Annotated in this window: 30 protein-coding genes; 15 read left to right on the top strand and 15 right to left on the bottom strand. The window is 36.1% G+C overall.

Translation table 11 applies throughout. The annotated features are described in order from the left end of the window. Positions 1-115: 115 nt before the first annotated feature. From WC623_RS21945 to WC623_RS21915, 7 genes are all read left to right on the top strand, one after another. A complete protein-coding gene (locus WC623_RS21945; protein ID WP_372855180.1) occupies positions 116-1,096 on the top strand; it encodes a hypothetical protein in 981 nt (326 codons plus the stop codon). A gap of 441 nt (positions 1,097-1,537) precedes the next feature. Continuing rightward, entirely contained in the window at positions 1,538-2,215 is a 678-nt protein-coding gene (locus WC623_RS21940; RefSeq protein ID WP_372855178.1) for a sugar phosphate nucleotidyltransferase, read from the top strand. A 42-nt stretch (positions 2,216-2,257) separates the two neighbouring features. Continuing rightward, positions 2,258-2,857: an SIS domain-containing protein gene (locus WC623_RS21935; protein WP_372855176.1), complete on the top strand. Its 600-nt coding sequence runs from the start codon at positions 2,258-2,260 to the stop codon at positions 2,855-2,857. Further along, positions 2,839-3,411 (top strand): D-glycero-alpha-D-manno-heptose-1,7-bisphosphate 7-phosphatase, encoded by a 573-nt coding sequence (locus tag WC623_RS21930; RefSeq protein ID WP_372855174.1) that lies wholly within the window; start codon positions 2,839-2,841, stop codon positions 3,409-3,411. Before WC623_RS21935 ends, WC623_RS21930 begins: the two co-directional genes overlap by 19 nt. Further along, positions 3,408-4,115 (top strand): transaldolase, encoded by a 708-nt coding sequence (locus tag WC623_RS21925; protein WP_372855172.1) that lies wholly within the window; start codon positions 3,408-3,410, stop codon positions 4,113-4,115. Before WC623_RS21930 ends, WC623_RS21925 begins: the two co-directional genes overlap by 4 nt. A gap of 125 nt (positions 4,116-4,240) precedes the next feature. Beyond that, positions 4,241-4,645, top strand: a complete 405-nt coding sequence (locus WC623_RS21920) for a hypothetical protein (protein ID WP_372855170.1) — start codon at positions 4,241-4,243, stop codon at positions 4,643-4,645. Continuing rightward, on the top strand, positions 4,642-6,051 hold the full coding sequence (locus WC623_RS21915; RefSeq protein WP_372855168.1) for a radical SAM protein: 1,410 nt from the start codon (positions 4,642-4,644) through the stop codon (positions 6,049-6,051). The genes WC623_RS21920 and WC623_RS21915 overlap by 4 nt, the downstream gene beginning before the upstream one ends. On the opposite strand, the gene WC623_RS21910 is transcribed toward WC623_RS21915, so the two are convergent. From WC623_RS21910 to WC623_RS21840, 15 genes are all read right to left on the bottom strand, one after another. After that, positions 6,048-6,611 (bottom strand): glycosyltransferase family 2 protein, encoded by a 564-nt coding sequence (locus WC623_RS21910; protein ID WP_372855166.1) that lies wholly within the window; start codon positions 6,609-6,611, stop codon positions 6,048-6,050. The two genes, WC623_RS21915 and WC623_RS21910, sit on opposite strands and share 4 nt — an antisense overlap. A 32-nt stretch (positions 6,612-6,643) precedes the next feature. Next, the gene (locus WC623_RS21905) at positions 6,644-7,708 is read right to left on the bottom strand and encodes a glycosyltransferase (RefSeq protein ID WP_372855164.1); all 1,065 of its coding nucleotides are present in this window, start codon (positions 7,706-7,708) and stop codon (positions 6,644-6,646) included. A 43-nt stretch (positions 7,709-7,751) separates the two neighbouring features. After that, entirely contained in the window at positions 7,752-8,459 is a 708-nt protein-coding gene (locus WC623_RS21900; protein ID WP_372855162.1) for an SDR family NAD(P)-dependent oxidoreductase, read from the bottom strand. 107 nt (positions 8,460-8,566) lie between these two features. Then, complete coding sequence (locus tag WC623_RS21895; protein ID WP_372855160.1) at positions 8,567-10,219, bottom strand: radical SAM protein; 1,653 nt, start codon at positions 10,217-10,219, stop codon at positions 8,567-8,569. Further along, positions 10,216-10,542 (bottom strand): hypothetical protein, encoded by a 327-nt coding sequence (locus WC623_RS21890; protein WP_372855158.1) that lies wholly within the window; start codon positions 10,540-10,542, stop codon positions 10,216-10,218. The genes WC623_RS21895 and WC623_RS21890 overlap by 4 nt, the downstream gene beginning before the upstream one ends. A gap of 81 nt (positions 10,543-10,623) precedes the next feature. Beyond that, positions 10,624-11,889, bottom strand: a complete 1,266-nt coding sequence (locus WC623_RS21885) for an SPFH domain-containing protein (RefSeq protein ID WP_372855156.1) — start codon at positions 11,887-11,889, stop codon at positions 10,624-10,626. A gap of 1 nt (position 11,890) precedes the next feature. Further along, on the bottom strand, positions 11,891-12,127 hold the full coding sequence (locus WC623_RS21880; RefSeq protein ID WP_372855154.1) for a hypothetical protein: 237 nt from the start codon (positions 12,125-12,127) through the stop codon (positions 11,891-11,893). Positions 12,128-12,389: 262 nt separating this feature from the next. Further along, the gene (locus WC623_RS21875) at positions 12,390-13,079 is read right to left on the bottom strand and encodes an FkbM family methyltransferase (protein ID WP_372855152.1); all 690 of its coding nucleotides are present in this window, start codon (positions 13,077-13,079) and stop codon (positions 12,390-12,392) included. After that, positions 13,061-13,192 (bottom strand): hypothetical protein, encoded by a 132-nt coding sequence (locus WC623_RS21870; protein WP_372855150.1) that lies wholly within the window; start codon positions 13,190-13,192, stop codon positions 13,061-13,063. The genes WC623_RS21875 and WC623_RS21870 overlap by 19 nt, the downstream gene beginning before the upstream one ends. A 12-nt stretch (positions 13,193-13,204) precedes the next feature. Further along, positions 13,205-13,486 (bottom strand): hypothetical protein, encoded by a 282-nt coding sequence (locus tag WC623_RS21865; protein ID WP_372855148.1) that lies wholly within the window; start codon positions 13,484-13,486, stop codon positions 13,205-13,207. After that, positions 13,452-14,501, bottom strand: a complete 1,050-nt coding sequence (locus WC623_RS21860; RefSeq protein WP_372855146.1) for a glycosyltransferase — start codon at positions 14,499-14,501, stop codon at positions 13,452-13,454. Before WC623_RS21860 ends, WC623_RS21865 begins: the two co-directional genes overlap by 35 nt. A gap of 488 nt (positions 14,502-14,989) precedes the next feature. Continuing rightward, a complete protein-coding gene (locus tag WC623_RS21855; RefSeq protein WP_372855144.1) occupies positions 14,990-17,422 on the bottom strand; it encodes an oligosaccharyl transferase, archaeosortase A system-associated in 2,433 nt (810 codons plus the stop codon). Then, on the bottom strand, positions 17,409-18,143 hold the full coding sequence (locus tag WC623_RS21850) for a class I SAM-dependent methyltransferase (protein WP_372855142.1): 735 nt from the start codon (positions 18,141-18,143) through the stop codon (positions 17,409-17,411). Before WC623_RS21850 ends, WC623_RS21855 begins: the two co-directional genes overlap by 14 nt. After that, on the bottom strand, positions 18,140-18,844 hold the full coding sequence (locus WC623_RS21845; protein WP_372855140.1) for a glycosyltransferase family 2 protein: 705 nt from the start codon (positions 18,842-18,844) through the stop codon (positions 18,140-18,142). The genes WC623_RS21850 and WC623_RS21845 overlap by 4 nt, the downstream gene beginning before the upstream one ends. 43 nt (positions 18,845-18,887) lie before the next feature. Then, complete coding sequence (locus tag WC623_RS21840; protein ID WP_372855138.1) at positions 18,888-19,664, bottom strand: site-specific DNA-methyltransferase; 777 nt, start codon at positions 19,662-19,664, stop codon at positions 18,888-18,890. A gap of 181 nt (positions 19,665-19,845) precedes the next feature. On the opposite strand from WC623_RS21840, the gene WC623_RS21835 reads away from it, so the two are divergent. From WC623_RS21835 to WC623_RS21800, 8 genes are all read left to right on the top strand, one after another. Further along, positions 19,846-20,001, top strand: a complete 156-nt coding sequence (locus tag WC623_RS21835; RefSeq protein ID WP_372855136.1) for a hypothetical protein — start codon at positions 19,846-19,848, stop codon at positions 19,999-20,001. After that, positions 19,991-20,368, top strand: coding sequence for a GtrA family protein (locus tag WC623_RS21830; RefSeq protein WP_372855134.1), 378 nt, complete (start codon positions 19,991-19,993; stop codon positions 20,366-20,368). The genes WC623_RS21835 and WC623_RS21830 overlap by 11 nt, the downstream gene beginning before the upstream one ends. Then, positions 20,352-21,749, top strand: coding sequence for an ArnT family glycosyltransferase (locus tag WC623_RS21825; protein ID WP_372855132.1), 1,398 nt, complete (start codon positions 20,352-20,354; stop codon positions 21,747-21,749). The genes WC623_RS21830 and WC623_RS21825 overlap by 17 nt, the downstream gene beginning before the upstream one ends. Positions 21,750-21,786: 37 nt before the next feature. Then, positions 21,787-23,817, top strand: a complete 2,031-nt coding sequence (locus WC623_RS21820; RefSeq protein ID WP_372855130.1) for a UvrD-helicase domain-containing protein — start codon at positions 21,787-21,789, stop codon at positions 23,815-23,817. A gap of 153 nt (positions 23,818-23,970) precedes the next feature. Next, positions 23,971-25,191 (top strand): RNA-guided endonuclease InsQ/TnpB family protein, encoded by a 1,221-nt coding sequence (locus tag WC623_RS21815; protein ID WP_372855128.1) that lies wholly within the window; start codon positions 23,971-23,973, stop codon positions 25,189-25,191. Positions 25,192-25,197: 6 nt separating this feature from the next. After that, positions 25,198-25,386, top strand: a complete 189-nt coding sequence (locus tag WC623_RS21810; RefSeq protein WP_372855126.1) for a 3'-5' exonuclease — start codon at positions 25,198-25,200, stop codon at positions 25,384-25,386. Between the two features lie 247 nt (positions 25,387-25,633). Next, positions 25,634-26,068, top strand: a complete 435-nt coding sequence (locus WC623_RS21805) for a hypothetical protein (RefSeq protein WP_372855124.1) — start codon at positions 25,634-25,636, stop codon at positions 26,066-26,068. 7 nt (positions 26,069-26,075) lie between these two features. Then, the gene (locus WC623_RS21800; protein WP_372855122.1) at positions 26,076-26,846 is read left to right on the top strand and encodes a hypothetical protein; all 771 of its coding nucleotides are present in this window, start codon (positions 26,076-26,078) and stop codon (positions 26,844-26,846) included. The last annotated feature ends 79 nt before the right edge of the window (positions 26,847-26,925 follow it).

Genomic DNA, 26,925 nt, shown 5'->3' with positions numbered 1-26,925 from the left:
GATATCAATTATCGAAATCGTTATATTACATCCTTAAATATATGTAATGAAAAAAGTTATTATTGGTACGTTCCCGTTTTTCAATATCTGGGACTGATGCCAATGGAGAAAATAAATGATAATCACACGTAGCCCTCTTCGTATCTCGCTGGGAGGAGGATCTACTGATATAAAAAGTTATTATCAAGAACACGAAGGATTTTGTATATCTGCTGCAATAGACAAATATGTTTATACAGCTCTAAATGTAACTCCTCACGATTATATGATTATAAAATATTCTGAAATGGAACATCCTAAATCTATTAATGATATAAAACATCCTATAATACGAGAATCCTTAAGACTTATTGAAATAAATAATTTAAATTTAGAATTGGTAAGTATGGCAGATATTCCAGCCGGAACTGGACTTGGTTCAAGTTCATCATTTACATGTGCATTGTTAAAAACACTTCATACATACAAAAAAGAATTTATCCATCCACATGAACTTGCAGAAGAAGCATGTCATGTTGAAATAGACCTATGTGGAGAACCAATCGGGAAGCAAGATCAATTTATTTCTGCATATGGTGGCATCAACATTTTTAAATTTTGTAAAGATGGAAGAGTTGACGTAAAGCCCTTAAAAATATCCGATGAAACTTTATATTCATTAGAGGACAATTTATTATTATTCTTTACAGGATACTCACGAAATACATCATCAATCCTAAAAGAACAAGATATTCGAAGCAAAGAACATGATGAATCAATGATTCAAAATTTACATCATGTTAAACAAATGGGATATGATAGTAAAAAAGCATTTGAATCGGGAAATATTGAGGACTTTGCTGAAATTATGAATACACATTGGCAAATTAAAAAACAACGTTCTAAATCCATGAGCAATACCAACATAGATAAGTGGTATGATATTGCATTAAAAAATGGAGCAATCGGGGGCAAATTAATTGGTTCTGGAGGCGGTGGATATCTTATGTTTTATACAAATGAAAATCAAAGACTTCGTCACGCAATGGCGAAGGAAGGTTTAAACGAGATAAGATTTAAGTTCGACTTTCAAGGTACTAAAATAATGGTTGAATAAGGTATTGAATGATTCTCTTCAAACCATACCACGTCAATTCTATTCTTCATGGATTGAAGACATGCACACGTCGTCTTGGATTTAAACGATGGAATGTAGGATCAATCCATGAAGCAAAAACAAAATACACATCTGACTCTTGTTTTGCACATCTACGAATTTTCAAAGTTTATCAACAACAATTAAAGTTCATGACTATCAATGATGCCAATGCGGAGGGTGGATATACTATCCATGACTGCAAAATCACCCCTGTAAATAAAGAAACTCTTCAAACATGTCAATCTTGTTCACATTATAAAACATGTTTCCAAGTAGTATGGACAAAAATAAATGGGTCATGGAATCCTGAAGAACATGTATGGGTTATATATTTTGAATGCGTCAACTATCACAAAATTACACCAATGGAAAACACAACAGAATTAATGTAATAATTCCATGCAAACAATAATCCTATGTGGCGGTCTCGGAACACGCCTATACCCAATCACTGAAACCATACCCAAATCACTTATCGAAATTAATCACATACCATTTATTCACCATCAACTTACTCTTCTCAGACAGCAAGGCATCACCGACATTGTCTTGTGTCTCGGAAAGTTCGGCCACATGATTGAAGATTATGTCAAAAAACACTTTCCCGACATGAAAATAAGATACTCTTATGACGGTGACGTTCTCTTAGGTACTGGTGGCTCAATCAAAAAAGCCTCAAATTTGCTCCAGGACGAGTTTATGATTATCTATGGAGATTCTTATCTGGACACCCCAATAATACCTTTAATAAATCAATTTCATGCCCATAACAAGCCAATGTTAATGACAATCTACCACAATAACAATGTTGGCGACAGGAGCAATATCTCATTTCAGAATGGTAATATCATATACGACAAGAAAAATCCAACTCCGGATATGGAATATATCGACTATGGACTGACCATTGTAAAGAAAACCATATTTGATAATTACACGTGGAGATTTAACCTGTCAGATGTTATGTCGGATTATATAAACAACAACGAAGTATCCATTTTTGAATCAGTAACGACTTTTCACGAAATTGGGTCATTTGCAGGAATACAAGAGTTTGAATTGTTTTTAAAACAATAACGCTTATATGTACGGAAAATCCTATCACATCTAAGTGATAACTTGAAAAACCATATTACAAATTACTTAAGTGAGAGTATTCAAATTATTAAACTACTCGATACACAAAACATTGTCAAAATTGGACAACATCTCAAGAATATCAGATCTAGGCATGGTCGTATATTTGTTATCGGAGTCGGTGGAAGTGCCGCAAACGCATCTCATGCAGTCAACGACTTACGTAAAATTGCATGTATTGAAGCATATTCACCATCGGATAACATATCCGAACTCACTGCCCGTATAAATGATAACGGATGGGAAAATGTGTTCAGGGATTGGCTCAAAGGAAGTCATCTGGACTCGGATGATGGTATTCTGGTTTTGTCTGTTGGCGGTGGAAACATAGAAAAAAACATATCTGTAAACCTGATACGTGCAACAGAATACGCAAAAAGTGTTGGTGCATGTGTGATTGGTATCGTTGGCCGTGATGGTGGTTATGTCGCCGAACATAGTAATATAAGTGTTATAATCCCGACTGTCAACCCGGAAACCGTGACTGCGCATAGTGAAGAATTTCAGTCAATATTACTGCACCTTATCATAACAATGCCAGAAATACAGCAGTATAAAATGAAATGGGAAACAGAACAATGACAAAGGCCGTATTTCTTGATAGGGATGGCACACTGAACAAAATAGTTTTTGATAAACAAACAGAAGAGTGTCGTCCACCATGGAAATTCGATGAAATTGAATTTTATCCACTGGTATTTGAATCGTTAAAAACATTGCAAGATAACGGTTTTGACCTGTTCATTGTCACAAACCAGCCTGATTATGCTAAAGGCAAAACTGATATGGTTTCACTTTTATCTGTCCGTCAATTCATATTACACATGTTGATCCGTGAAGGTATTACGCTAAGGGAATATTATTGGTGCGCCCATTCATCATTCCAACAATGTCAATGCAGAAAACCAAAACCATATTTCCTTTTCGAAGCACAAAAAAACCATAACATTGACCTTCAACAATCATGGATGATCGGGGATAGTGACATTGATATTGAATGTGGACAATCCGCCGGTGTACATACCATCATGATAGATGAACCAACATCGATACATAGGCGTGGAAATAGTAAACCGGAACATACCGTAAGAGATTTAAAAGAAGTAGTGGAAATCATAACAAGGAAATCATTATGAGAAAACTAAAAATTAAAATATTTGCAGATGGCGCAAAAAAAGAAGAAATGATAAATGCATACAGACAAAATATTATTCGGGGATTTACGACTAACACGACTCTAATGCGTCAATGTGGTGTGTACAATTACAAAGAATTTGCTCAGTCAATACTGAAAGAAATTCCCGACATGCCAATATCGTTCGAAGTATTCGCAGATGATATTGTGGGCATGGAACGGGAAGCACGAGAAATTGCATCTTGGGGATCCAATGTTTACGTCAAAATTCCCGTAACGAACACGGCAGGGCACCCAACAACTCCGGTCATACAAAAACTATCCAACGAAGGAATAAAACTCAATATAACAGCCATAACCACACTTGAACAGGTCAAACGTGTAGTAGACGAACTGTCATACGATACTCCAAGTATTGTCTCAGTCTTTGCCGGTCGAATTGCAGATACCGGAATAGATCCGGTGCCAATCATGCGACATGCCGTAGCCATTACCAAATATAACAGACATACCGAACTTCTATGGGCAAGCCCGCGTGAACTCTTGAATATTGTCCAGGCGGAAGAATGTGACTGCGACATCATCACAGTAACACCTGACCTACTAAAGAAACTCCACCTGCTCGGTAAAGACCTCACTGAATATTCACTCGATACAGTCAAGATGTTCCGTAACGATGCGGTAAATGCAGGGTACAGGATATGAATACTTTAATAGTTGTTGGTTTAGTGCTATTTGCTATAGTAATCATAATCCTCTTAAGAACTTATGGCTATGTCATGAACAGTAACCACGATGAATGAAATAACCGTACCCTATAAAATAAAACCATGATTCATAAAATCCCGCAGACAAATAAAGCATTTTTGTTTCTGGTTTTTGTATCAATTATTGATTGGATAGCAACATCCGTATCAATATTTTCATTTGGTGGTTCAGAAATGAATCCGATAGCAAATTATTTTATAATGAATTATGGGATAATTGGATTTTCTTTACTTGGTTTATTTTATCTATCATTGATGTTAATATTCAGTAATATTCTTACTGGTGTTGTTTCCATAATAATCGGGAGTTGGCATGTTCTTGGAGCATGGACACAAATGTTAAATATACTGGGGCACATGTATTTTAGTAATGTAAGTGATATGTGGTATTATTCGCTTCTATTTACACTATGTGCTGCAACAGTCATTGCATATGAATTTGGAAAAAAAGACAATGTGGTAACATGAAAGTCCTCCTTGTAAACACACCGCCGCACGACCTTGATGATATAATCAAATCAAAACGCAGTCGTGCAACTGCTCTTCGTGGAAAACAAATATTTCCCACCGGACTATTAAGCATTGGTGCATATCTCGAATCAAAAGGCGTGTCACCAGAATACTCGGATATGTGGAACATGTCCTGGGATGAAATCAGATCCACGATACAAAAAATCAATCCGGATATAATCTTCAGTTCATGCCTCACCGATAATCGGTTAAGTTCATTCAAACTTGCGTCTATTGCCAAGCAAATAAACCCCGCTATCATAAACGTGGTCGGAAATGCCCATGCAACAGCAATGTGTGAACAAATACTGACTCACTATTCTGATGTGGATTTTGTGGTACTCGGTGAAGGTGAAGAAACATGCCTCGACCTTATCCATGTACTCCAAAACAATGGTGATATAAGCAAAGTGCTAGGCATTGCTTACCGTGATTCAGGTAATATACACATCACCGACCGTCGACCATTAATGAACCTCGATGATATACCATATCCCACCAATACCCTTCGTTTTGACCCTGATAATCCTCATGACGCGACGATTGGTACCTCACGCGGTTGTCCGTATGGATGCGATTATTGCTCACTTTCTGGCTTCTGGGAACATAAATGGCGTGGTAAGAACCCAAAACTGGTAGAAGCCGAGATACAGTTTTTGGTATCAAATGGCATAACTCACGTAACCTTCGTGGATGACCATTTCACCTTTAAAAAAGATCGTGCCCTGGAAATCTGCAAAATCCTAAAAAAATATAATATCTCATGGTCTATGCAATGCCGGGTTGATAGAATAGATCGTGAACTTCTTATTGCATGCCGGGATTCCAATTGCCGATTAATTGCTTTCGGTGTAGAAACATTATCCCCAACAATCCTGAAGAGTATTCATAAACAATTCACTATAGAACAAATAAAAGATATATTCAAAACTGCTCATGAAGTCAGGATTCCAGTACAGGCAAACATAATTATTGGATGCCCCAATGAAACAGAAACCACAATTAAAGAAACTATCCGCAACCTGAACGAAATCCGGCCGGATGCCATTGGAAAATTTATTCTCATGCTATACCCGGACACACCGCTTTATCGACGTTTGAAACTCTATAATCAAATCAATGATGACATATGGCTTTCTCCCAGTCCGACACCATTTTACACTATCGAAAATGACCTGTCAACACTCCGAAAATACAGCTTACAAGTCCAAATGCAGTGGTTCAGGCAAATCGGTATTTCCAGAACTATCAAAGAACTGTCATCAATCATGAAAGAACACGGCTGGCAGTTCGGCATTGATTATATCTTATCAGGACTGTCAAGAATAAAAATCAAAAAGTTCAGGTTATCCAAAAACTATTAATCAAAATCGGATACTTTCATTTTCCACAAAAAATTTCTCAATACCATAAACGGGAATTTTGGATGCAGCCTGATAAGTCTGAATAAATTTATATATTCATTTTTGAATTTGGATTTAGGATGTGGGTAATGATATATAGATGTCCTCGGTAATTTGACCAACAAATATCCTTTTTCTATTGCAGATATACAAATATCACTTTCTTCTCCATGTTGTAAATAGTCCTCCATACCACCTAACGCATGCCAATCACTTCGTTTCATTATACAAAATCTGCTTAACAACAATGGTGATGGCCAGAAAGCTTCAAGACCAACAATTTTTTTATCTCCAACTAGTGATATTGCAAAATCTAAAAACTGTCTACTGAACTTAATGTCCGAATCGGCAAGTACAATATATTCAGTATCGGACAACCTCACACCTTCATTTCTTGCCATACCTCTTGTTCTATCCCGCCTAACAATAACTTTACATTCTGGCGGGATAGAATTAAGTGTTTGAATAATTTGTTGATCTTTGTGTACCGGTATTACAAAAGTGAGTTCAGATAATTCCATTAAATATAAAATTACCTGTACACGTATAAGGATTACTTTAATGTATCATATACACTATCCCACACTTCAACTGCGCGTTTCGGATCATGTTCAATACGTAACTTGTCACCCATTGTTTTCACTGCACATATTGCATCCCGATAACGGCTATCGTCCATCTGTACCATACTGACCATATCGTTCAGATTTTTCGGTAACAAACATGTCAAGTTTCGATAGTTCCCATATCCAAATGCCACAACTGGAGTTCCGCACAGTATCGAATTAATGGCCGCGATTCCCAATGGCTCGGCGAAGAAATATGGTAACACAGTCATCTTTGCATGCTGCACCAGGCTTATCATTTCTTGTTTTGTGGGATTCAATACAATCTCAACATCCTTGCAGTTAAGAAGATCCTCATAGTGTTGTCTTGTCTTTGTTTCATCCACTGACAAGTCATAAAGACACATCACACCTTTCATGCCACTTCGCTTTACTATTTCAACAAACCCATATGGGTTTTTTTCATATGACATCCTTCCTGTATAGAACAAATAATCTTTCTTATCGTCGCATGGTAGTAGTTCATCTGTTTCCATGGGCACCGGCAGCATTGTTGGATTCCAGGTATGGTAAAACTCACACATATACTTGCTGTGTACTGCTACCATGTCAGCTTTTCTTGCCAGTGTAAAATATTTTTCCATATTTGCCATTCCTGTCCTGATACCAACATTACCCAGACAATTAAGACATGTCAACGGCTTATCTAAAAACCTGTTTAAAATCTGGCAACAATAATTTCCAACAGGGCAGACCAAGTTATATGCATGGATATCGTAAATGAACTTAGACCCTAACTCGAAAAATTCAGGTTCTACACCACCATGTACATGAACAATATCAAAATCATCACAATTATAATTGTGGAACGTGGCCGCACCGCATAATACCATATCATGTCGTGAATACATTTTCAGATATCGTGGCAGGCAGTCACATAATCCGGCCTTTCCGGAATCCAATGTTGGAATATAGTTCAATATTTTAATAATCTCACTTCCCTGTAAAATTTCTTCGTGAATATTCGTCCTGAAATCTTCTCGGATATCCAATCCGGTAATGGAATCCTGTAGTATATTTTCTTTAAAATTTTCATCATAACAATGACCTCAGCCGGTGCCCGAACCATAGGAATCTATTTTTTAAATTATCGATAATTATTGGTTTTCCATCAGCCTTTCTATTACTCTCAATTATTTTTAGTATCTCTCCGGCAACATAATCCGGTGTCATCCCGATTCCAGTTGGATTCATATCAGTGATAACAGTACAAGGACAAATTACATAAGTTTTCACATCTGGACATTCTGCCACAATCGATTGTGTAAGTCCGATTATCCCAAATTTCGATGCTGAGTATGCACTGGCATTTGCGCCGCCTGTAAGTCCCATTATCGATGATACATTAACAATTACTTTAACATCCTGTAATAACTCTTTACAACACAAAAAAGTTCCTTTCAGGTTCGTATTCAATACTTCATCCCATTCTGCATTTTTCGTTTCCCAAATCTTCTTCTGCAACGGAATTCCCGCACAATTAATAAGGATATCAATTTTCTTATACCAATCCAATGTCCTATTTCGTAGCATGGAAACATTTGACGCATACGAAATATCCATACCAATCCAGTGCGCATCTCCTCCATTCTTTTCAATCATCTCTACTGTTTCCATCACTTTTTCAGTGCGTCGTCCACACACTACTACCTTGGCTCCACGTTCTGCCAGTGCCAGTGCCGTGGCTCTACCAATTCCACTTCCTCCACCAGTTACGATAGCTACTTTATTTTGGATGTTCATACACCATCACGACTATTGAGATTATTAAAAGTACTATCATTATGATTATACAATTTATAATACTTATTTTAGTTCCTTTATCTTTCCACATGTTATTCTTGTTATTTTTATACATACTTCTCCGAAACTTTAATTATTCCATTATTTTTCATTTTTTTCACCATACAATACATCTGATGCAATACCCGGTTCGAGTTCACTCTGGTTTTCAATTCCCGTATTACAATACTCATAACGCGATCCAATATCGAATATTCGATACCGTATGCCTTCAGATTCTCAACCCTTAGATGAACATGACAATCACGGCAAATCACTTTGAAAAATGTCTTGAATGATTTTCTATGCATATGTCTATATTCATTTATAGTACCACAGTTTTGGCATTTTATTTTTAATGTGTACCCGTGGTCAACACATGATTCCATGACTTCTCCGTGATAGAAATATCTTGGGTCATCGGAATAGTTTTCACTGTACACACTCACTGATTCATAATCCTTATTGCTCATTTTTGAACAATTAACCAGTGGAAATACATTATTCAAATGTTCAAACTGATCCGTAATGATTCCTTTCTCAACTGCGTACATGTACTGTGGAGAGAATGGATGTGTCCGGATCATGACCAAGTTTAAACCATATTTCCAGTTCTTTTTAAGCCATTCCAGAGACTTTTCCACGCTCTCCTTAGTATCTTCCATATCCCCGATTATGATATTGCCCTGGATGTTTATTTTGGTTCGATATGTCAATTCCAATGCGTGTTCTATCTGTTCTACAGTGATATGCTTACCCATACTGTGTAAAATATTTTCATCAATACTTTCTATTCCATAACTTGCCTGGAACATCCCTGCATCTTTCAATGTCTTTAGTAAATCCTCGTCAACATCCGGTACGCGTATCTGCGCCCACCATTTAATGTTATATTTCTTGATCCGCTTCGCAAATTCATATAGACGGTCTTTACCAACCGAAAATAACAGGTCATATGTATTCAAAAAATTAATATTGTATTTCTCAACCAGATAATCAATTTCCCTGAAAATATGATCCATTGACCTTTGTCTATACCTATTCCCGATTGCCGTCCCATGCAAATAACAAAAATTACATTTGAACGGACATGACCGAGACCCCATAATATTTCCAACCCGCACCTCGTCAAGCACCGAATAAAAATGATTTTCCGATGGATAAAACAATTCCATATATTTCCCATATTTAAATCCTTCATAATCCGGTATCGGAAGCGTGTCCAAATTTGGCAATGCACGCCTTGGTTCCATTAATATATATTTATTGGTAGAAGGATCATAGCACGAAGTACCATTTACTGGATTTGTATTTTTTCCTTCTATCATTTCCAATAACTCAATAATGGTTTCTTCCACTTCTCCAATAATCCCCAAATCAATTGTTTTAATTCCCCAAAATCCAATATCGGGTTTTCTGGTAACAATAGTGCCACCAGCAATCGTTACTATTCGTGAATCAATTTTCTTAACAGTGTCAAATATTTCCCGAATCTGCCTGTGCCACACGAAAGTATCTTCAACATATACAATGTCAATTCCATTTTCTTTCACAAATCTCGTAACCTGAACAACAATATCCTCATCATAATGATTTGGATTTAAGCAAACCACATTATATCCATGCTGTTTTATCCATGCCGAAGTCGTAGCCAGCGCAAGATTAAAAACATAAGTCTGGCCTTTATTCACATATTTCGGGCAAATTATACCAATGTTCATTTTTCTTTTCTCAACTCCATAATCATCTTCTTTATTTCATCCATGTCCTTCTTCATTTCATTATTATGCAACGTATACGATTGTCGCACCGCATATTTTGCCGCAGATGGTTGTAAAAATGCATGCACTACCCATAATCCCATCGGAACCAAGATAATCACAATAATAATTAATTGAACTGGAGATACGAATTTATACCAAAAAGTCTGATACGTACTAATAAAGGTATTAATAAATGTCAATAGACCCAATATTGCCATTCCGGTAAGTGTTACGTTAAACAATCCACCAAGCTCGCCGTTATCGATTTGGTATTGTTTCATGACTATGTTATATATTTTTTTTAGCATGGTCTTGTTTAATTTTATATTCAATACTATTATAAAAAGAAATAAGAAGAGTTTTTAACTCTTCTCTTGATTTATGTTTACACCAATGTCATTTGGTCTGGCAATCTTGTTAAGAAGTGATTTTCCAAGATTTTCGTTGGCAAGAGATGCACTTGTTATAATCTGTCCAAGGTCAAATGCTTCTTTTCCACCATTCCCCGCGAATAACTTAACATCTGCCTTTCCTAATGCTTCAGCTGTTGCAATACCAACAACTTTGTTTGCCTCTACAATTTTTTCGGCAGTCAATGCACGGATCGCATTATCTCCGAATTGACTTAGAGCTTCTTGTAGTTTTTGTTTGCCTTCCGCTTCTGCAAGCAATTCTTGTAGCTTTGTTGCGGCCTTTCCTATTGCTAATTCCTGTTCTTTAAGTTTCTCACCCTCACCTTCAAGTCTGAGTTTTTCTTTATTGATATTTGCCATATCTCTATTAATTACCGCAACCTCTTTCTCTTTTGCTGCTTCAATAAGAGCAATCGCTTTTTCTTGTTCTGCTTTGATTGATGCTTGTTGTTTGTCAATCTCAGCTTGAACAATTGTTTTTGTTCTTGTAACTTCAAGTTGTTTTTCCGCAGTAAGCTTTTCTTGTTCTGCAATATCACGAGCCATGTTTTGTTCGCGCTCTTTGATAACTTTGTCTTTGCTAATTTCTCTTGTTTTAGCTGCTTCTTCTGCATCAGCAACTTTCATTCTTGCCTGACGATGCTTATCTGCATTCTGTTCTGTGGTTGTAGTTTCAATTTCCACTTCTCTTCTCAGTGAGATATTTAATATGATTTTTGACTCTTTTGTATCAAAGAAATCTCCTAACTGGAAATTTACAAGTTCGAGTCCCCACGCCTGGAAATCATCTGAAATTTCCTTACGAATCTCATCTTGCATCGTCTGTTTTGATGATCTGACCTCTGTTACATCATACTTAACAGTGATTGCTCTCGTTGCCGCTTTAATAATTTCTTCAAGCTGTTTCTTGAGATCATTCTCATCTATGAAAGTTTCTGCGGCTCGTAATACATCAACCACTCTGAATTTTGTACTTGAAGTAACAATATATCTTGCCTGATTCTTTTCATATGTTTCTTGCTCAATTGCAAGTTCTTGTATTATTAAATCGACTTTTCTTACCTGTTTTCCAAGATAGGGAATTCCTGCTGGAATTGCAAAATATGCTCTATTACCTTTACCAATCTTCTCATCTGAAGAATATACTGTTTTTCCTTTTCCTGACACAACACAATGTGCTTGTGATGGTGGAACAATCGTGTACCATAGTACCATTTTAAATCGACCTCGTTTCTGATATTATTTCTTCTGATCTTATTATCATTTCATTATTCTTTACTTTTCCAACAATCGTTGCAGTTATAATAACTTGTGATTGTTTCTTTCCGTCTTTTGTCCAACACAGTTGAATAGCATCTTCATTGTGCAAATCTCTATAGAGTTTATCTACTTGAGAAATGTTTGCAAGAACTATTTCTTTGTCCGTGTATAAGACTATATCAAATTTTTCCATATTTCCTCGGTTATGTTTTCATTCCAAATTTTTTGGTATTGTTATTTGTCGTTTGCAGTACGGGCAAGATACCTGCCCTGGGTATTTTTTTAATCCAGTGTAATCCCATCCGTCAACACTTTTGGGACAATCGGATCGTGTACATTTCATGTGTACCATACTTACCACTTACCACTTACATACATTTTACGGTTACGGTTTTTTAAAAAAGAAACAGATACCTAATAATTATTTGTTTTTGTTATTAAAACAGACCATTTCTTCACCATATTCTCCACGCATGTACAATAACAATCCCAGACCTCGGAACTTCAAAATCGTAAACAAATCCACATCCATCTAACATAGCCAAAAACTTACGTGGGTCGTGATCACCGTCAAGATTATGGATTTCCGCTTCTATCCTCCTGACACCGGTAAGTTCATGCGCCTCAATATTCCATTCTCCACCCTCACAGTCCATTTTTATGAAATCAACATGTCCACCGGTCATATTAATTAAGTCACATAGTCTCCTGCTTTGTACAGTCTTTGTTTGTCCAAGCCACTTGAGTTGTATCATCCCGTGCTTGCCGAGTGCATCATCTATCACAGTAATATTCTTGGCATCATTAAGTTCAATATTCTGTCGTAGCTGGTCTGCAAATGGTTCTACTGCAACTACTTTTTTCACGAATTTCGAGACGAATAACGAAAATGCGCCGACATTTGCGCCAATATCCAGGACAACATCATTTTTTCTGATATCAAAAAATCGATAATCATAGAACACGTCATCAATCTCTGTCGTAAATTTCACGAATCGCATGCCATATTTATTGTTTGCCCTGCGATTAACATATCTCTGAAACGCAGGTATTTTAATGAACTGGTCAAGTATCTGTTCACCGATGAACATAATTTTTTCTTTGATTGGAACTTTATATTTTTCGCTCATATTTTCTGATCCCATGCGTCAAGTAGCATACGTGCAATATTCAACCTTTTTTCTTTTGCTTTGCCTTTGCCTAACCCACCTCTACATGGTGGTGCAACTTCAAGTACATCACGATATTTCATTTTCATTATTTATTCCTCTTAAATTTGTGCTGGATGTTCTTTAATATATTTATCATATATTATTTCTTTAGGTTCGATTATTTTTTCTAATTCTTCCATCCTTTCATTTTGCTCTTTTGTTCTGTTTTCATAACCAATTTCAAGTAAATATATTAATTCTCGTCTGTAAAATGAAATATCATCAGCTAATTTACACACCATATAATAATCTTCATTTGCTTGTGCTAATCCACCAGTAAAAAAATTAAGTAATTTATTTGCCATTTTATTTTCCTCCTTTCGCTGCAATACAGCATCCATTAAATTTTGTATCAAATTCTTGTTTATACATTTCTAGTAAATCCACCAGTCGTTTTTTAAACATTGGAAAATCAAATTGTTTTGCGCATGCCATCAACTCATCTGGGTCATATTCCTTAGTAGATAACTGTATTATTGCATTTTCAATACCTGATGTTGTGCCATCGGTATCTATTCCATATTTATCACTAATAAGAATTTTTGGAAATCCACCTGAACATATCACTGGTTTACCGCTTGCGAGTGCTTCTATTGGCACAATCCCGAAATCTTCAGCCAACGCAGGAAATATCAAACCATTACATCTTGCCAATAAGTCAATTTTTCGTGATTCTGTAACATATCCGGTAAATCTAATATTTTCATAGTTTCCATATTTCTTCCGTAATTTTTTCTCCATGGAACCCACACCAGCTACTACCAATTCTACATTAGCATTAATACATGCCTGTATTGCTTCTTCCGGTCGTTTTTCCATCTCCAACCTGCTCAAAAATAGAAAATATCCAGCGGACGACTTATTTTGATATTTCGAACAATAAATCGGTGGATACAGGATATCCGATTCCCGTTTCATGTATTTCCATAGCCGTCGCTGGATTACTGGAGATATTGAAATGTAATAATCACATCGTTTATCCACTGCCTGATCCCATGTTCTCAATACTTCCGCAACAGGAACAATTAAATCTTTCAGTGAACCAAATTTATCTTTACGATAGTGGTAAATATCATAAAGCCAACGCGGAGTTGAAAAACAAATATTCACCATCGGCACGCCTTCGGGAACAATCATAGCTCGTGTAGTGCTACCCAATGTAAGTATCAAGTCAAAGTCTCCTACGTCACTCGGATCAAAACTGCTCCATGTAAGATAATCGAGGCTTCGGATACCTCGGACTGTTTTCACCATTGGCGACAATCTGTCACTGATATCCACAAACCCAAGTGGGTTTTTTCCACTTACTACGCTATAGACTGGTTCTCCTAATGCTTTCCCAATTTCGGCTGCCAAGACTTCTCCGCCGCCTATTTTTTTATCCGAATTCCAATGGAATATTCCTATTTTAATATATATCAACTCCTAATTATAATATTTGTCTGTTTCATTTTTTATTTTAATTACTTAGTCACTGTAATAGCTCATCCATTTGTGATTTGAGTTCGCTGTTTTCTTGGTTTTATTTTTCATCTTAATCACTTAATCACTGTAACACATGAAACGGGAATCGGATATTCTGTATCCACCTATCTTTCATTTCTTATCTTAATCACTTAATCACTGTAACCAACGCTATACCAAAAGTATCTGCGCTATAGAAACATCTTTCATTTCTTATCTTAATCACTTAATTACTGTAACAGTCAATATTAATATTTCATCATTAGTTATTCTGTGTTACAATTTCTTATTTACTTTCACGAATATTTTATTAAAATTTGTGAAGATCATTAACTCGTATACTTACTTATAAAGATCTTCACATATCAACTCCTTTTATATTACACATATACTATTTCTCCATATATTACATCCTTCTCACTTACATGTACGCTTTTATCTCCAATTTTATAATCTCCAATTGGATAAGTATCGAATTTTGTTTCTATTAACTCGATTCCACATCCTTGCACGTCGCACACAGGTGTCGAATATGGTACTACAAATTTATAATTTCCATCAGCGTCAGACATCACACTCTGACTATATTGAAATTCACGACCAATATTTGTCCTAATGGTATTCGATATCGTAACTGTACTATTTGGTTCGGTTTTCCCAACAATCCTTGCGCCCGGTACCTTCTCAAAAATCTTAACATATCCTGAATTTTCAGTCGGTAGATTTTGTTTCGCTATGAAATTATATATTTGCTTATAGGTGATTTCATCGTTTCCGCCTTCTGTATTTGGATTCACCGCCGATTCATGTATCAATCTGTAGTTCTTCAATCCATTACCATCAAAAATATGCAATTTCGACTCCATCGTCCCGTATAATTTTAGGCTTGGTAATATCTGATCGCCTTTAGATGTACGGATCTTTTGGAAATATCCAGTATTATCTTTATTCCACTCTGCAAACACTGGCTGAATTGAATATGCCATATATGCGTTACTTACGACGTATCTTGTCTTTGCGCTGTTCACACTCAGATTATCAAGTACCCGATTGGCTTCTTCCTCGCTCTGTGCGGTCAAGAAAGTCGATGCACCCGGTAAATGTTCCGAACCGCCGCCAATGCCCGATTGGAAAGGATTAGCGTTCGGTATTCTGTGCGCCCAGTAGGTAATAATATGTCCGTAGTCCCACCAGCTCATCACACCATAAGCGGTGTCTGGATAATCATATTTATCTCCACCAGCCGGTCTTTCATACTGTCCGTAATAATCCAATCCCGTGTCAGGTGTATTGTTTCTCATCCATGTAAGCGCACTATTCCATTCATAAAATCCACTGCTCAATGCACCATATTTAGTGGAATGAACCGCTATATCAAAAGGTGTTAATCCAATAATTGCAATAACTACCGCCAGTGAAATCACATGATTAGCCTTGATATTCATCACGTTTTTCCATCCAATATATTCTAACACGAACGCACAAAAGAATCCGGATAGAACAGCGATATTTACAGCGACGTAGTATGACCATCTGTTCTGAACCATCAAGATCGACAGCATGATGATACTCCATACGACCATCAATAATGCTTTACTTTTCCTGTCTTTCCAGAACTGTCCACCAATTACCAATAATCCAAGCAATGCTAGGATATAATTATATCCAAACTGTCCGATAATCATACCAGTGCTTGTCGGTGCTGCCTCAGCAATTGTCAGGCTCCCGCCAGTTTTTGGCACGAACAACACGTCCAACGATCCGACAGTATTACTAATGACTCCTGGAACAGTTATACCCATAGCAATCAATATTAATATAAACATTCCCAGAGAAAGAGATGTAAACGCCACTCTGTCTTTTATTCTTTTTTCCATAAAGGCCAGACTCATTGCTATGACTATTACCGCAATCATCGATATGACATGCGTCGGAGAATAATACACGACCATGAATCCATTTTTTAGTTCTACAAATGGCAATACTGCAAGCGCGGTTATTCCATAAACAATTATCGTTACCAGAACAAGATAATCACTCGGTTTTCCAATCCACTTATTAACGATGATTTGTAGGAACACAAACAATGCAACAATTCCAGCAAACAATATCCCTGTTGTCCACGTCAATATGTATGCACTGAGAAATACACCTGCTAAAACTGCATAACATAACGGTGATTTAGTAATCGATAACGGTTTCCTTAGAAAATCCGTAACTGATGTATCTTTCGCCCGGTTCAATGCAACAATAAGGCATGCCATAAACGCAGTACTGAACAATACTTCAGCTACATGATGGTCAGTAAATCCCAGGACAGACCTCGACAAAAACTGTCCGGGTAATATCGCAATAATAAACCCAGCAATGATTCCGGCTTTCTTATTATACAATTCTTTCCCAATAACATAAACTGGAATAACCACCAGCGCACCCATCACAGCAGGCACAAAAGCCGCAATTGTATTCAGGTTTTCTACGCCAAACATTAATGCCAAAGTTGCAATGATGAAGTCAAATAGGATGCCCCATGATAATACACTACCATACGGGAAATTTGTAAATGCGTCATATGTTAGTCTGTGTGGATAATTCACAATCGTATTTTCAATAAGTCTCATATGAAATACTGCATCATCCATCGCAAATCCAGTTGCACCACGGAATACCTCATCCATCGGTATGATCCCGCGGATGTAAAAGGACAATGCCATTATACTCGTCAATATGATACACACGACCCAGTTTGAGTGAACAAATGCTGGAATCTTATTTTCTTCTTTTATTTTTTGTTTATTATTATTTTTCTTCATAATCATTACCTTTTTTAGCAAAAACTAAATATTCAAATCCAAGCATTGCTGCCCAGATCGTATTATCAAGACCATGTATAAAGTTCCTATATTTATACATCATTTTCAATACTATCCCTTTCTGGAACCACTCATAAAAATTCGGTGGTAATATCAGACCCGGAAATAACTCTACATTTTTCAATCCACATTGACGGAACAGCATAATCCATAAGTCTGCGCTGAAATTATTTTCGAATCCTCCGGCATCTTTTAGAATAACCGGTCTCAATAAACTTGATTTCTTCGGTGCAATATCAGCATAGAATAGCCCATCTTCCCTGAGTACACGAACCATTTCTTTAATTAATATCCGTGCTCCATCGACATCAAAATGCTCAAGTAACCCACCGGATGAAACCACACTAAATATTCCATCTTTAATGGGCAAGTACCTGGCATCTGCCAGTATTACATCTCCATTAAGACCGAACTTCACAATGTTACCTTTTATCTGCCTGACGGAATCCTTAACATAATCAATACCAACTACTCTATAATTACCTTCCATACCAATTCTTGTGAGCAATCGTCCGCTCCCTGCACCGACTTCCAACACATTCCTGCCTTTCGGTAGATATTTTCGTATGTGTTCCATTTTGAGCCAGTCAATCAGGTTCTCAGGTGATTGCGTATCTAAATCCAGTAATTCATCCGGATTATATTTCCAGTCGGATTTCATCTGAAAAACCTTTCAAATGTCTTTTCCCAGATATATTTCCGGAAAGCCCTTTCACGTTTTCTCAGGTATCCCCAGTAACTATCAACATAATAATGATATACTTTCTGGTCTGACCGATACACAAACTTGTACCCAAGTTCCATTATTGACCTGGTAACAGCAACATCTTCCATAGACCAGACATCACGGAACCCACCTACCTTATTAATCAAATCCTTCCTGATAAGTGTACTTCCTGTCCCAACCACAAAATAATTATTAATGTCAATAATCCTATTCGAGTACTCAAATCTCCCATGTATCTTCTTCAGTATCGCCGGATCACTGTCTCGACACTTCGCCAGCGTGACTACACCACCAACTCCCATGTCATCAAACTCTTTGACCATATTCCCAAGCCATTTTTCATCCGGTAATTCAACATCGGAATCTATCCACGCAATAATATTACCAGTAGCTTTTTCCAGACCTATGGATCTTGCTTTCCCAATCGTTACGAATTCCGGTACATTTTCAATTGTAAACGGTATCTCTGTTCCGTTTTTGTATTCATATAAGATATCGGTTGTTCCGTCATTGCTTGATGCATCAATCACAATAACATCAAATTTATAATCCTGTTTCAGTATTGACTCAATACATTCTATCAGATGTCTTTTACTGTTTTTTGTAAGTACTACTACGGATATTGTTTTTATCATTGTTATCACCTATATTTATTTAGTATTTTGAATGTATATATGTTCATATTTCTGCCAAGTTATAAGAAGTTAAAAATTCCTGTTGATTGTTTGTCATCCCAAAATCAGATTTAATTCTTTCAGGATAATATTTTTCCCATTCGTTGCTTAATTCAAATCCAATACAATTCCTATTCGTGTTCTTGCAGGCTTCTAAAGTTGTGCCGGAACCTAAACAGGAATCATGGACGGTATCACCTTCATTTGTGTAGGTTTTAATGAGGTATTCGAAAAGTGCAACAGGTTTTTGAGTTGGATGTAATCCTCGTTCAATATCGAAATGTATTATTGATTTTGGATAGTTTTTAAATTCCTGTGTATATTCTAATCCTAATGGACGGCTATTAGGCCTTTGTCCAAGAAACTCAGTCTTCGCACTTTTCTTTTTTATATTGCATGGAATAAGTTCCTGGGGATTATATGTGGGCAATGATTTATAAAAAATTAAAACATATTCATGTTGTCTAAGTGGCATCTTTTTTGCATTCATTTGTCCTGTGCAATTATTCTTTTCCCATATTATATCATATCGAAACATGCTTCGGTTACTATTTATTAAATCAATAGCGTATGGCATAGTAGACGTTAGAACAATACACGAATTGTCTTTAGAGATACGTAACCATTCCAGCCACAATTTCTCTAAAGCGATTTGAGTATCCCACACACATTTGGTATTACCATACGGCAGGTCTGAAAGGATTAGGTCGATTGATTTATCTTGTATTTCTGGTAGAAGGTCTAAACAATTACCTATTTTCCATGTTTGTGTAGTTTTCATTTTTGTTATCACCATTATTGTCTTCGTAAATCTGACATGTTGAACAATTAAATTCCTGACATAGTTTTTTCGGTATTATGTAACAGAATTCAACGACCATAAATAACACACAAACACATTCAACATATTTAAAGTTTTTTGTAGAAAACTATTTAAATTCTTGGACATATGTAGAAACATTATGAAACTTTCGGACTACGCGACCAAGCTGGGAATATCGTACCGCACTGCATGGAATTGGTTTAAAGCTGGTAAACTTGACGCATTCCAGGCACCATCCGGGACCATCATTGTCAACGACAAAAAGAACAATGGAATAAAGAAAGATGAGAAATAGATTTCTAACGTATACAGGTATTGGTATTTTTAACACGATACTTGATATTTGTATACTTTTTGTTCTCGTTGCAATTTTCGGGCAAAACGCATCCCTAAATATAATATCATATTCTGTTGGTGTAGCATCAAGTTTCTACCTGAACTCAAAAATAACTTTCAAATTACCGTTAACAACTAATCGTTTTTACAAGTGCTATGCATCGTCACTGTTTGCCATATTGATAAATACCATCGTGGTCTTTGCTTTGCTAGTACCGTTTGGAATATTCACGACAAAAATAATTGCCGCATTGGTAGTTCTATTATACAATTACGCAGTGTCTGTAAAATTCATTTTCGGTGATAACAATGAAACAAAAAATTAAACAAAAAACCCAAATCGACATCATCATTCCAATAGTTTTCGCTATTTCAATGATAGTGCCCATAATCGCATCGCTTTCACAATATTACATTGTTGGATATGCTGACGATATCGTCTGGATAAACTGGGCGCGTGAGCATGGAACCAATATAATCGATATCCTCACGGCAAAACTTGGCACAGGTTTCCGACCAATGATGTCTATCTGGTACGCTATCGGGTATGCACTATGGGGTTCGACTCCAATGTACTACTACCTACTGAGTGGCCTGTTATTCTCCGGATCCATGGTATTTCTGTACCTACTCGGCAAAACTCTACACTCCAAATCAGCCGGATTCATCGCAGTGTTAACATATCTAATCTTAGATGCATCTTTTATCCTTGTCTCGAAAATAAATTTCATCGCTACAACCGGAGAACTATTTTTCCTCTTATTAGCAATCTATTTTTCAATACAATATTTCAAAACAAATTCGAAAACATCAATGTGGTTAGGCATTACTATGAGTGGTTTCGCTTTCCTATCCAAAGAACCATCACTACTCATAATACCAGCCGTAAACCTGACATACTTATTTTTTTCGAAAACATCAACCAAAAAACGTCTATTGATAAATATTGTACCGTTTATTTACTTATCAATACTCTATTTTTTCATTACACCCGACATCGGAGCCGGGAACGCATCACTTACAGAAAGAATGAATTTCTACTTCACAACCGAGTTTGAGACACAATTCAAAACTGGAATACTACTACTTATCGTAACTGTAGTTTCGTGGTATTACATGTACATCAACAAACTAAGAACCGAAATATTACTATGTGGTGCAATATCCGCGTTTGGTTTTTTACCGTTACTGATTACACAGCAACCCGTGCAGCCAACATATCTTGCCGAAGCAAACTTAGGCATGGTACTTCTTATCGGGATAATCATATCCGAGTCCGTCAAAAAGAATAACATAATCCTTGGACTTGTCATAATCGGAATATTGGCACAAGTTACCATAGTTCCTGGTCAAATCTCAAACATGCAAAAATACAATCACATGATCTCGGACAACCAGAAAACATTCTTCGAAACAGTAGAATCCATAAAAACCCTACCTGAAAACGAACCAGTATTCTATCTCCCAGATGCTACCCGCCAAAAATATGGAGGAATGCAAATCAACGAAGATTTCTTCCATGACTACCTATGCATCCGCAATCTATGCAATACCGAAGTCACAACAAACTATTCAGCAGCGTCATACATAATTCTACCAAGCACATTAGATACTCAAATCTTCAAACAAGAATATCCAAATGAAACTGTTGGTGTAATAACTCAAATAAATCATGGTGGAGACTACGGTTTCATATTAAAGAGGTAAGTATATATACTTTTCAAACACTAAAGAACAACAGGTGATGACAATTTACGCAACAATTTTACAGTCTGATTTTGAATCTATTTTGACCGGTCTTGGAAAATGGTTATTGGTAAAAAACACAGACTATACAAAAGAAAATGTTTATCTGGTTGATGATAATATTAAAATATTTTCGTCAATAGTTAACGGTTCATCTCGTCCGGTTGGAGATGATGCAATACGTGTGATGATATGGGATTCGGTTGCCAACATGCCTCTTAGATCATCGGAATCCCGTGTTTACCTTATTGATACATGGTCAAAAAATCTCATTAATCATATAAACAAAGTACGAGCAGAACTTCTGACAATCAAGAAATGCCCAAGATGTGGCGCATTCCTTGTGGAAAGAGAAAATTCAAAAACACATGAGAAATTTTGGGGATGTATGAATTTCAAAAACTGCAAAAACAATACATCCAAAGCTATAAATACAACCAAAGACAATGTTGAAGTGTCTCAACCAATAGAATTGGGCGAGTCACCCATAATACCACCCCCAAAGAGTGAGGAATCACTTGGTTCCTCACCTCCTCTTATTCTAATACCCAACGAAGACCAAGAACATATTTTTGAGGAAATAAAAACAGGAAAATCACATGTTGGAATAGTGGCTGGTGCCGGATGTGCAAAAAGCACCACAATAGTCTGGGCGACCAAGTTTATCCCACCACATTTCAGCGTACTATTTCTTGCTTTTAACCGCGATATCGTGGAACATCTCAAGACCAAGCTACCGAAAAATGTTGATGTCAAGACATACAATTCACTTGGACACTCAAACATTTTAAGGCACTATGGCTATAATGCCGTAAAATTTGATGAGTATAAGCAGAGAAATATCATTCAGGATATCGTTTACTCCAATAGTGAAATACCAGACAATGTTAAACAGGAAGCTATTACACTCATAAATAGAGTTGTTTCATTGTGCAAAACAAATCTCATCGAAGTGGATAAGATGACAATAGAACCACTTATCGAACATTATAACATTGAATTGATTGACCCAATCGATATCGATATGCTGACATTTTCCACAAAATTGGCAATCGATACATCACTAACAAATAAAAAATTAGTCGATTACAACGACCAGATATATTTCCCGGCCGTACTCGATATTTCATGTAAGAAATACGATATCGTAATATGTGATGAATCACAAGATACTTCACCAGCGAATATGGAATTAATCTTAAAATCAGTCAATCCAAATGGTAGAATAATATTCGTAGGAGATCCAAATCAGGCAATCTATTCATGGAGAGGCGCAGATTCAGAGGCAATGCAAAATATCATTGATGAACTCGACGCAACAGTATTACCACTGAATACGTCCTATAGACTTCCATTATCCCATGTCAATCTTGCAAACAAGATAGTTCCCGAACTCAAGGCAAGACCAAATGCTCCGGAAGGCATAATTAAAAGCATTGGTTATTCGGACTTCTATACCATGATCAAACCCAACGACATGATCTTGTGCCGTAACAATGCACCACTCATAAAACCAGCACTCGAATTACTCTCACGAGGCATGAATGTTGCTATCAAAGGTAAAGACATCGGAGAAAACCTAATCACTATCATTAAGAAATTCAAATCCCGTACCATGAAAGAATTTTATATGGAACTCGACAATTGGAAATCTATCGAAGTCAAAAAATGCGAAAGAAATAACACACCTATTGATATCGTAACAGATAAATACAACGTAATAAATATTATATCCGATGGATGTGAAAACATTGACTGCATCATTAACAAGATAAAAACAATATTTTCAGATAAATTCACGGCAATAACATTTTCAAGTGTTCACCGCGCAAAGGGTCTGGAAGCGGATACCGTCTTTATTTTAGAGCCTCAACTTATGCCTAGCCGGCACGCGAATCAACAACACCAGATAGACGAAGAAAAACACATCTTCTATGTAGCTATAACACGATCTAAAAACGCACTGTATTTTGTATCCGAAAAACCATACGATTTCAACAATGTGGGCTTTGAAACATGCCAAGAATAAATATCATCCTTAAATCAATAACACACATTTCAACCCATTAAACAAACATCATTAAAATACTCTCTCTTTAAGAAAAGCATTGCTTAGACACTTTTAGAGAGAGCATAGATATATAAACTTCAAACACATATAACGTTTTGCTTAGACATGAACATGATTAGAACAGAACAGATTAGAATCAATGGAACACCTGAACTCTCTACTTTATGTCATTTATCTAAGAATCTATGGAATGAAGCCAATTACATTATTAGACAACAATTCTTTTTAACGGGTAAATGGATTCGTTACAATGAACTTGATAAGATGATGCAGTCATCAAATAACTATAAAAAATTAGGTAGTGCATCTTCTCAGCAAGCACTAATGTTATTAGATAAAAATTGGGTTGCAACCTTTAAAGGAATAAAAGAACGAACTAAGAATCCAAGTAAATTTAAAGGAAAAGTTGGACTACCACATTATAAACCAAAAGATGGCGAATCGATTATCATATTTACAAATAGAGGTGCGCATATACGAAATGGATATTTAACCTTCACAAAAAAACTCCCATTATCTTTAAAGACTCGTCTTCCAGATAATACTAAGTTAAAGCAAGTCCGAATTATTCCCAAAGTAACATATTATATTTGTGAAATCGTATACGAGAAAAGAACATCTGAAAAGTCTATAATAAACAGGAGATGGTATTCAAAAAACAATAATATATTAGGAATTGATTACGGTGTAGATAATATTATAACTATGTCAAATAACATAGGATTACAATCTATAGTTATTAAAGGTAGTATTATTAAATCAGAAAATCAATGGTATAATAAACGCAGAGCAGAATTACAAAGCATTTATGACAGACAAAACAATAAATCTGGGTTAGCGTTATCAATATTGACTATCAATCGTAATGCAAGAGTAAAAGATATCATGCACAAAATAAGTCATTATGTGATAAATTATTGTCTAGAAAACAATATTGGAACCATAGTAATAGGACACAATAAAAGCTGGAAACAAAATATTAATATTGGTAAACATAATAATCAAAACTTTGTTTCTATTCCGTATTATCTTCTAACAAATCTATTTAAATATAAAGCTGAAGAAGAAGGGATAAAAATAATCGAAATTAATGAAGCTCATACATCAAAATGTTCTTTTCTTGACAACGAACCAATTTGTCATCAAGAAAAATATCTTGGAAAACGCATAAAACGTGGTTTATTTCAATCTTCTAATGGAACTCTCATAAATGCTGATGTTCAAGGTTCCTTAAACATAATTAAAAAAGTATTTCCGAATGCTTTCGCTGACGGAATAGTGGTACAAGGACTTGTGCCTAAAAGATTAAGCATCTTAGAATTACTGAGTTGATATCTTTTGAATAAAATTGATAACAATGTTAAAAATTTTAATAGTCTGCCCAGTCGCCACGCAACACAGGAACATCAAATAAACGAGGAGAAACGTATCTATTACGTGTCAACAACTCGTTCTAAAAATGCCATGTATTTTGTATCTGACAAACCCTATGACTTTAACGGAGTGGATTTTGTAACATGCCAATAATCAATCTCAAACTTGCATTAGCCAAGATCAAAGAAAAAGAACGCGAAAAAAGACATCCACAACGACATGTTATTGAACCACAACGACATATAAAACAGGAGATAGATATGGAAATATATAAACATGCACAGACAGTAATGCCAATGAAAGACATGGAAAGACTAAGACACATAACAGGATTGAATACCTCAAACTCGATTCGAAAAGCAATAATGTTCTTCTTGGAACAACATAAGGAGATACCAAAATGATAACATCTATAACCATAACAAAAGTAGAAGCGAAATCATATCAGGAAATAGGAAACACAGTAATGATAAATCATGATTTTAGCCTGGGAATACCATTGGTCAATAAACCCGATGGGGTCATAAATTTCCAAATAAATTTCAAATTACATACTGTATTCACAAATCCAAACCGTGGATATGTACTTGTTGAAGGATCAATCGGATATCGTGACGATGGAAATCCACTGGATATTTCTCAATGGAATAACCCAGAGGATACCAACATAAACAATATCAAGACCGAAGTGGCAAACTCTATCATGGATAACATAATACCGGTTACAATGCCGCTTGTTCATAGAATGGGACTCCCACCCATGTTCCAGATGCCACGGATTCAATTTGGTTCGCACGCAAAAGGAAAAGAACCATCGCAGAGTTATATCGGGTAAGGTTAGCATGCACCCGAAAACATTATTAATTTTATCAATTTTATTTTTATCGATACCGGCAAATTCGACACCTGACCGAATAAATGTATTTATCGGAAACCAGCAGGATAACACATCACTGATTCTGATTAATAACACTTCATTAAACTGGAACTCACTCACACTACTCTACACGTATTACGATATCCGCAATGACACAGCAACTGTCATTGTTGACAATAATGCCTATATTTTACCGGTTAATCATACACCCGTAAATCTTTTAGATAATACTAAAATCTATCTATACGGTCGGCTATCGACTAGCAATATGACCCGCACTGCAAGTAAATATTATTTTTATAATAATAGTACCGATACTGTTTCTATTACATTTACTCCTGATGGTGCGAATTTTAGTATTTTTGCAATCAAAGAGATTTTGCCAAGTAACTTCAATTTGACTAATTCTTCATACCCCAATAACTTCACCGTAGTATTTGGAAATGATACAAAATACATGGCTTCAGAAACATCATACCCTAAACAGTACCTATTAACTACATCATCTCTAATTGGCCTAAAAAGGATTTCCGGGATATTTGTAGACGCAGATCATGGTTTTGATTACATTCCTGATACTTACATTTGTGTAATAGATACTGAGTGGCGTGAATCTGATACCAATTGTGACGAAAAAATAGACAAATCCGAAGTTAACCGTGCAGTCAGAAAATACTACCGCCATGAAATATCTTACATAACCTTGATGAAAGTAATTTCCAATTACACATTCTAGTTTTGTGCCAAAAGTCATAAATACTATGTATTGCATAAATTGGTGTTGGTGATAACATGATACTTGATAGAATCCTAAA

Source organism: Pedobacter sp., from assembly GCF_041645105.1.
Taxonomy (GTDB): domain Bacteria; phylum Bacteroidota; class Bacteroidia; order Sphingobacteriales; family Sphingobacteriaceae; genus Pedobacter.
This window is presented reverse-complemented; position numbering and strand designations above follow the sequence as displayed.